Source organism: Pirellulales bacterium, from assembly GCA_036490175.1.
Taxonomy (GTDB): Bacteria; Planctomycetota; Planctomycetia; order Pirellulales; family JACPPG01; genus JACPPG01.
Map to the genome: position 1 here is coordinate 1 of DASXEJ010000386.1, position 8382 is coordinate 8382.

Sequence of the window (8382 nt, forward strand, 5' to 3'; positions counted from 1 at the left end):
GAAGAAGAGATGCACAAGGACGAGCGACTCAGGAAGCTAGAGGACCAACTCAGCAACATCAACCAGTCGATCGCCGCCGCCAGAAATCAAGTCAAGGGGAATGACAATCCGACCGTCAAGCGCGCGGAAAAGGATCGTAGCGTGCTTGAAGATCAGATCAGCACGCGTCGCGACGAGTTGTTGAAGAAGTTCACAGACTCTAACGAAGCCATCAAGGTCAAAGAGTCCAAGGGGAAGATGGAATCGGCGCAACGGCATCGCGACAGCGTGATTAAGCATCTCGAGGAGTTGAAAGAGGAACAGAAGACGGTACAGGATCAGCTATCGATCATCACGCGTGACTCGGCCGAGTTGGAGACTAAGAAGCAGAAAGTGCACACGCTGCAGGTGGTGGTAGAAGAGATCAACCGCGACCTGCACAAGATGGGTCTCGATAAGCAAGCGCCCAATCGTATCCAGCGCCTGGACGACCCAGTCGCGCCCAGCAGCTCGCCGATGAAGCGCAAGGTGATGATGGTATGCTTTTGCGGCTTCTCCATGTTCATGTTGGTCGGACTGGCTGTTTCGTTCTACGAGTGCCAGGCCCGCCGCATCGTTTCCTCGACGCAATTGATCGATGGATTGGGAATGCGCGTCGTCGGCGCGCTCCCCTCGGTTTCGCGCCCTGGCCGTAAGGCGCTGGCGGCCGCCAATGGCGACATGAACCGCCTGCTAGTCGAATCGATCGACACAGTGCGGACAAATCTGATCCATAGCACCGCCTCGGAGCCGGTGCATGTCGTGATGATCACTAGCGCCCTGGACCGCGAAGGCAAAACGACCGTCGCCAGCCAGTTGGCGGCTAGCCTGGCCCGCTGCGGACGCCGCACGTTGCTGGTCGACGGAGATCTGCGCCGCCCGACCGCACATCGTCTTTTCGAGTTGCCGCTTGAGCCAGGCGTGTGCGAAGTCTTGCGTGGCGAAGCCGAAACCGACGACGTCATTCGGCCAACCCGTGTCGCAGGCCTGTGGATGATTTCGGCCGGCCAGTACGATCTGGAAAGCATCCAGGCCCTCTCGAAAGAGCGTCTTGGTGACATGGTCGACCTGCTGCGATCCCGCTTTGACTTTGTCGTTGTCGACTCAGCGCCCGTATTGAGTATTGCCGACTCCTCCATGTTGGGTCAGCATGTGGACGCGGCGATTCTTTGCGTTATGCGTGAAGTGAGCCAAGCCGCCAAGGTTTATGAAGCCAGCGAGCAGCTCCGCGCGGTGGGTGTACACGTCCTAGGAACCGTGATCAACGGCGAACGCACCGAGGCCACGTACCGGGCGTATTCTGCAAAGACCTAAAATTGTTCAGCGGACTATCGGCTTCACGGCAATCTTCCGCGACAGTCAATAACTGGAAGCTTGAGACCCATGAATATGAAAGCGTTCGTTGCCCCTGGAATCGCCGCACTCTTGATTATTTCAGCGGGGTTCGTGAATGCCTATTGGCGGGGCGTATTCGGTGGCGTCGACGATCCGACGATTTTACGAGAGTTCGCCTTACGCTTGCAGGATGTGCCGCTAGAGATCGGGGACTGGGAAGGCACCGACCAGGAAGAGATGGACGAGCGCGAACGGCAAGTCGCCGAAGCCGACGCATCCTTGCAACGGTCGTACCGAAACCGACTGACCGGACAGGCCGTGAGCGTATCGCTTGTCAGCGGAAAATTTCGCGGCATTGCTCAACACGTGCCGACGCAGTGCTATGTGGCGGCCGGCTATTTGATGATGAACACGGAGATTCAGTACACCGTTGAGACACCCGCGGGTCCGGTCCAGTGCTATACGACGGCCTTCAAGAAAGAAGAAGGGACCGGAACACAGTATCTGCGCGTGTTTTGGACTTGGAGTTATGACGGCCGGTGGATCGCGCCGGAATTGCCGCGCGTCGCCTTGGTGGGTCAACCGGCACTCTACAAGTTGTACTTCATCACCGAAGTCTTGCAGCCCGGACAGGCGATCGAACAGAATCCCGCAGTGGACTTCATGCGTAGCTTCATCCCGGCAACGAACGCGGTGCTCTTCCCCAATGCCCCGGAACCTACCTCCGAGTCGCCCCCGGTCAATGATCAATCGCCGTCCCCTGCGGCAAGCTAAAGTCGACGTGCTGCCCTGCCAAAACTCCTTTCACATCCCTTGCACGCGCTGGCGGCCAAAACGTTGGCTGGCCAACTGCCTGTTGGACTGCCATCAGCGTGAAGCGTCTAGGGGCCCGTCTTGCTGCATCTAACGCGTCTGTTTGTATTTTCTCCGGTCACAATCCGGTTTTGCCCTTGGCGTAACGTGCGTTCATCCTGCGGGTGGGTTAAATTGAAGTGCGGCTGCTCGTCAGCAGCCCGGCACGCCGTAGGAGCGTGGCTATCGTGTCTGGGTCATGGTGTGCTGGATCCAAGCGTGCGACACAGTTGTACGGTCTCTTTGCGGGCATATCGCAAGTGATCGTTCGCTCGGTTGGAAAGGCGATACGTCGGCAGGTTCAGGGCTGGCTTCAATACCACCCACGGGAACGGAGTGCGCGCCGAGGCTCGTCAGGATCCTCGATAGGGCAGGAAGCGGCCAAGTTGTTTTGCATCTCGCGTTGGACCGAATCACTATTCTAGAACTCGTCAAAAGAATACGCGCATGAAAGCCCCGCCTGCAAATACGGCAAAGGACTGGTTGTTCGTCGATGCCGGCAAGAAAGTCCCCCTTGCGCGCGCTTGGTTCGACGACGCCGAGCCGACCGCCGCGGCCGAGGTCGTGCGATCTGGATGGCTCTGCCAAGGGCCCAAGGTAGCGCAATTCGAGGAGCAGTTCGCGTTCACAATGGGCGCCAAGCACGCCATCGCCGTCTCCAACGGGTCGATCGCCCTACTCGTTGCGCTGCAAGCCCTCGGCGTTGAACCGGGTGATGAAGTCATCGCCCCGAGCATGACATTCATCTCTTCCGCCACAGCGGGAATGGTGCTCGGCGCGCGACCGGTGTTGTGCGACATCAATTTGACGAATTATTGTATCGATGTCGAACGTCTGGAATCATTGATCACGAAACGGACGAAGGTCATTGTTCCCGTGCATTACGCGGGCCAGACGGCCGATATGGATCGCATCCAAGAACTGGCCGATCGTCATGGGCTGAGCATTCTCGAAGACGCGGCCGAGGCCCACCTGGCCCGGTATCGCGGCGGTAAATTCGCCGGTACTCTGGGCAACATCGGGATTTTCAGCTTTACGCCGACCAAGCCAATGACCACGGGCGAAGGAGGCATGATCGTCACTGACGACGATCACCTCGCCGCGCAATGTCGCTTGATTCGCAATTTTGGCGATTCCGGCAAATTCCAGTGGGACATACTGGGATTCAATTACCGACTGAACGAGGTGGCCGCCGCGATCGGCATCTGCCAATTGAAGAAGCTTGATCAAATCATCGCGATGCGCCGCGAAAAGGCCAAGCGCTATGATGACGCATTTGCCGACGAAGCGGCAATCATCATCCCCTGGGCACGGTCCGTCGAGGACATTAACTATCAGTTGTATACGATCCGCTTCCAGCTTGATCTGTTGGATGCGAGCCGCGACCAATTGATGGATGAATTGGCTGAACTGGGCGTGGCTACCCGGCTGTATTATCCGTCGCTACATCGCCAGAAAGTGTTTGCTCCCTTTGGACCTCACGCCGATCGAGATTTTTCCAATTCGATCGCCTTCGAGCAGTCGGCCCTGTCGCTGCCGATTTTCACGGGACTTACGTTCGACGAGCAGGATTATGTGAGTGCCTCTCTGTTGAATGTCGTGCGCCGTCACCGGAAAGGCGCCGGTCGCTAGCCTGCGCGCGTCCTTCGTTGCATAGAACTTGCTTAGGAGTGCGGAATGATCACTGGTAAGAAGGTGCTGATAACCGGCGGTGCGGGTTTTATTGCCACGCACATTGCCGAGCGGTTGGCGGACCGAAACGAGGTTACGCTATTCGACATCGACTTGGAGAACGCGCTACCTTACAGCCGCCTGGCCAAGGATAGTCGCGTACGCAAGGTGCAAGGCGACGTGCGGAACGCCGAGGCCCTGCAAGAGGAGGTGGCCCGTTGCCAGATCTTGCTCCACTATGCCTCGATTCTGGGGGTCCGCAAAGTCATCGACCACGCGCGCGACACGATCGACACCGTGCTGATCGGCACGCGTAACGTCCTGGAGGCGGCGCGTCATAACCCACGCATCGAGCGGATCGTGAATATCTCGACCAGCGAAGTCTACGGCAACGTGATGGATGCGCGCGAGGGGGCGACGTGCAGCGTCAGTACCGCCAATGATCCGCGTGTTTGCTACGCCTCGAGCAAATTGGCGGCAGAACATATCGTGTGGGCCTATCATCGCGATTTCAAGCTTCCCACGGTCATCGTGCGGCCGTTCAACATCTTTGGTCCGATGCGGAGGACCGACAACGCAGTGGGCCGCTTTGCCGTCCGCGCCGTAGCCGGCCAGGACGTAACGCTGATCGGCGACGGCAGCCAGCTACGTTCGTGGTGCTATGTGGACGATTTCTGCGATGCGATGATGGGCTGCATCGAAAACGAGAAGGCCATCGGTCAGGACTTCAACGTGGGAAATCCTGTCACGGCCGTCACTATTTATGATCTCGCGGCACGGACCATTCGGCTCGCGAAGAGCGGCTCGAAAATTTCGACCACCGCACATACCTTCAGCGACATTGGTGTCCGCGCTCCCAACTCTGTGAAGGCGCGGGATCTGCTTGGGTACGTGCCGAAGTTTGATCTCGACAGTGGTCTGCTGCCAACGATCGAATGGTATCGCCAACACATGGACGACTTCCGCGACTGGCTGTGAGCGGCATGCCGCAGACGACTGCTGTCATACACGGTGGTCACAGAACCTTGCGACGTCGTAACAATCGTCGCGCATCGCTAACCAGCAGCAACTTCCAAAACGAAAACCACAGCTAGCAATGCTGGCCTATCTGGGCGGATTATGCGGGCACCCGTGTTGTCGCCTGACACTTTTTCATTGATTTTTCCGAGTGTCGCCGCCAGAATGGCAAACGTGCAAGATGAGAATGCTGACCGTTCGGGCGACGATGTTTTTGTCTGCACCGCTGCGTTTCTCGTTCGCTCAACTAGCGGCACACTTGAAGTTGCGAGCAACTTGTTCGGGCCAATCATTCGGCATTCTGCCGGCAGACGGGCCGCAACGTCGCGCCCACGCATAATTTGAAGCGGCACCCAGGAGGCTTTGGCGTGAACTCTTCGCGATTGCGATTCACTATCGGCACCTTGTTGCGCATGGGTGCCGATACCGTCATGATCCAATGCTCCGTAGCAGCCGCCTTGGCGTTGCGGTTTCTCACCTTGGTGCTCGTGGTCGGACAAGATCGTGGTCCGGTTGACGTCCATGCTGACTTCTGGCGAACCGTGGGCTATTTCTCCCATTCCGTCTGGCCTCTGACACTCGTCTGCCTCGTCGTTTTTTACCTGAGCGGCTTTTACACCTACGGACGCGCGTACCAGAGCCGCTATAAGGCTCTGATCGTCACTCAGGCCGTAACCCAGGGCTATCTGATCTTTGGCTTTCTTTCCTACGTGTTCAATGGCGAGGCCTTCAATCTTCCTCGCTGGGCGTTGGTCCTGTCTTGGGTGCTCAGCGTGGCCGTGTTGGTCGGCTCACGCATTTGGACGACGTTGTGGATCAAGATCGTGCATCCCGAGCGCGAGGCCGTAGCCAAGGTGGCGCGCGGCGATGATCGCCGGGTTTTGGTCATCGGAGGAGGCGGATACATCGGATCGGCACTGTTGCCGAAGCTGTTGGAAGCCGGCTACCACGTCCGCCTTCTGGATTTGCTGATCTTCGGTGACGAGCCGATCCAGAAGCTTCTTGATCACCCGAGGCTAGAAATACGTCGCGGTGATTTCCGCCATGTCGAGCAAGTCGCCGAGGCTCTGCAAGGCGTCGACTCCGTGGTGCACCTGGGAGCGATCGTCGGTGATCCGGCCTGCAATCTCGACGAAGAGTTGACGATCGAAGTGAACCTCACCGCCACCCGCATGATCGCCGAGTTGGCCAAGGCTTCGGGCGTCGAGCGTCTGGTCTTTGCCAGTACCTGTTCGGTGTACGGTGCGACCGAGGAAATGCTGGACGAACGGAGCATCGTCAAGCCCATCTCGCTTTACGGACACACGAAGCTGGCCTCGGAGCGAGTGCTCTTGGACATGGCCAATGATCGATTCAAACCGACGATACTGCGGTTTTCCACGATCTACGGTTTGTCGGGCCGGACGCGCTTCGACTTGGTCGTGAACCTGCTCACGGCCAAGGCCAAACTGGAAGGCAAGATCACGGTGTTCGGCGGCGATCAATGGCGACCGTTCGTACACGTCGACGATGCCGCGTTGGCCGTAGCCACCGTGCTGCAAGCTCCGCAACCGATTGTCGGCAATCAGATATTCAACGTCGGGTCGAACGACCAGAACTACACGATTCAGCAAATCGGCGAAATGGTACACGAATGTGTCTTTTCGGCCGAGATGGTCGTTAATTCCGCGGACTCCGACAAGCGCAACTATCGCGTCAACTTTAACAAGATCCGCAATCAACTCGGGTACACGCCGCGTTGGACTGTGCGACAAGGCATTCAGCAGGTGCTGGACGCCATCGCCAATGGAGAGGTTTCTGACTATGCGGATTCTCGCTACAGCAACGTCAAGTTTCTCAGCGAGAAGAAGTCCGTCGTGCGCGATAACTGGGCACACGAGTTGGTTCGCGTAATCGCTTCTCAGTAGCACGCTTCTCGACAGCGCACATCTAGAATCACGTCTCGCAAGCCCACCAAACGATTGCTTGCGTGTTGGCCACCGATTGGGGGCTGGCGGGCGGGCAATCTAGAACCAGTAATCGACAGATTTTCAAACGTGTGGCAGGTACGTAGCGCGATTTTGCATGTCGCGCGGCAGCTTACGCCATCATAATCTCGGATCGTAGCCTAAGACTCCGACGACTCAGCACGGCGCATGCGTCTACTCTTGATTCACCAGTATTTCGCTGGCCCCTCTGAACCCGGCGGGACGCGGCATTACGAACTGGCCTCGCACTTGGTGCGCCAAGGACACGAATGCACGCTCGTGGCCAGCACGCTCAATTACACCTCGGGGCAGCGTGCCGTTGAAGGTTGGGGGTTGTCAGTCGAGCAGAACCTCGATGGAATTCGCGTATTGCGTAGCTATACGCTTCCTTTATTGCATCACAGCTTTGCTGGACGTGTATTGGCCCTGATCAGTTTCATGATCACGTCTGTATGGTCGGCCCTGCGTGCTAAAAATATCGACGTGGTAATGGGCACCTCGCCCCCCTTGTTCCAGGCGGTCAGCGCTTGGTTTGTGGCTCTTATCCGGCGACGGCCGCTGCTGCTTGAGATTCGCGATCTGTGGCCGGAGTTTGCCATAGATATTGGGCTGCTGAAGAATCCGGTCCTCATCAAGATCGCACGGTGGGTCGAGAATTTTCTGTATCGCCGGGCTACGCACCTGTTGGTGAACTCGCCCGCGTATCGCGACTATTTGTTGGCCAAAGGTGTGCCAGACGAAAAAATCAGTGTCATCGCCAATGGCGTCGATCCCGATATGTTCTCTCCCGAAGACGATGGACACGCCTTTCGCAACGAGCTGAAGCTGGGCGATAAGTTCGTCGTTACCTACGCGGGGGCGTTGGGAATGGCGAACGACATCGATACCATCCTTCGGGCCGCGGCCCGGCTGCGCACCGACACACGTATCCGCTTGGTGCTGGTCGGAGATGGCAAGGAGCGGCCCAACCTCGAGGCCAAGGCAAAGCGCTTCGAATTGGCCAACATTATGTTCGCGGGTACGCGCACCAAGACGGCCATGCGGTCGGTTTTGGCTGGATCTGATGCTTGCGTGGCAACTCTGAAGAACATACCCATGTTTCGCACTACCTATCCCAACAAGGTGTTCGATTACATGGCCGCAGGCCGCCCCACGATTCTGGGAATCGACGGCGTCATTCGTAAGGTGGTAGATGCCGCCGACGGAGGTATCTTCGTTCCGCCCGGCGACGATCGGGCTTTGGCGGCCGCCTGCCAACAATTATGCGACGACCGTGAGCGGTCGCGCACTATGGGCTTGGCCGCGCGGCGCTATGTGGTTGAGCATTTTAATCGCCACCATCAGGGTCAGGATTTCGTTCGTTTGCTGGAACACTTGGCAAACGTGCCGAAATCAGAACAAGGTGAACCGCCTGTACCAGACGTTCGGCAAACGTGCGTTTGATCTGGCCGTGGCCGTGCCCGCCATGCTGCTGGCCAGTCCCCTCATTGCGCTGGTGGCACTGGCCGTGCGTTGGCGGCTG

General features: G+C 57.8%; 6 protein-coding genes. All 6 read left to right on the forward strand.

The genetic code is table 11. From position 1 onward, the window contains the following. A partial coding sequence (locus tag VGG64_29685) for a polysaccharide biosynthesis tyrosine autokinase (protein ID HEY1603811.1) occupies positions 1 to 1332 on the forward strand: 1332 nt, incomplete at its 5' end. A gap of 69 nt (positions 1333 to 1401) precedes the next feature. Then, positions 1402 to 2127 carry an exosortase-associated EpsI family protein gene (locus VGG64_29690; protein HEY1603812.1) on the forward strand — a complete coding sequence of 242 codons (726 nt, stop codon included), beginning with the start codon at positions 1402 to 1404 and terminating at the stop codon, positions 2125 to 2127. A gap of 525 nt (positions 2128 to 2652) precedes the next feature. Beyond that, positions 2653 to 3837: a DegT/DnrJ/EryC1/StrS family aminotransferase gene (locus VGG64_29695; protein HEY1603813.1), complete on the forward strand. Its 1185-nt coding sequence runs from the start codon at positions 2653 to 2655 to the stop codon at positions 3835 to 3837. A 45-nt stretch (positions 3838 to 3882) separates the two neighbouring features. Further along, positions 3883 to 4854, forward strand: a complete 972-nt coding sequence (locus VGG64_29700; GenBank protein HEY1603814.1) for an NAD-dependent epimerase/dehydratase family protein — start codon at positions 3883 to 3885, stop codon at positions 4852 to 4854. A gap of 407 nt (positions 4855 to 5261) precedes the next feature. Beyond that, positions 5262 to 6800 (forward strand): SDR family oxidoreductase, encoded by a 1539-nt coding sequence (locus VGG64_29705; protein ID HEY1603815.1) that lies wholly within the window; start codon positions 5262 to 5264, stop codon positions 6798 to 6800. A 228-nt stretch (positions 6801 to 7028) separates the two neighbouring features. After that, positions 7029 to 8303 (forward strand): glycosyltransferase family 4 protein, encoded by a 1275-nt coding sequence (locus VGG64_29710; protein HEY1603816.1) that lies wholly within the window; start codon positions 7029 to 7031, stop codon positions 8301 to 8303. Positions 8304 to 8382: the final 79 nt, after the last annotated feature.

Bases quoted from the DNA above. Each gene is read 5' to 3' on its own strand.
- VGG64_29700 (HEY1603814.1), top strand. From the start codon at position 3,883: ATGATCACTGGTAAGAAGGTGCTGATAACCGGCGGTGCGGGTTTTATT.
- VGG64_29690 (HEY1603812.1), top strand. From the start codon at position 1,402: ATGAATATGAAAGCGTTCGTTGCCCCTGGAATCGCCGCACTCTTGATT.
- VGG64_29695 (HEY1603813.1), top strand. From the start codon at position 2,653: ATGAAAGCCCCGCCTGCAAATACGGCAAAGGACTGGTTGTTCGTCGAT.
- VGG64_29710 (HEY1603816.1), top strand. From the start codon at position 7,029: ATGCGTCTACTCTTGATTCACCAGTATTTCGCTGGCCCCTCTGAACCC.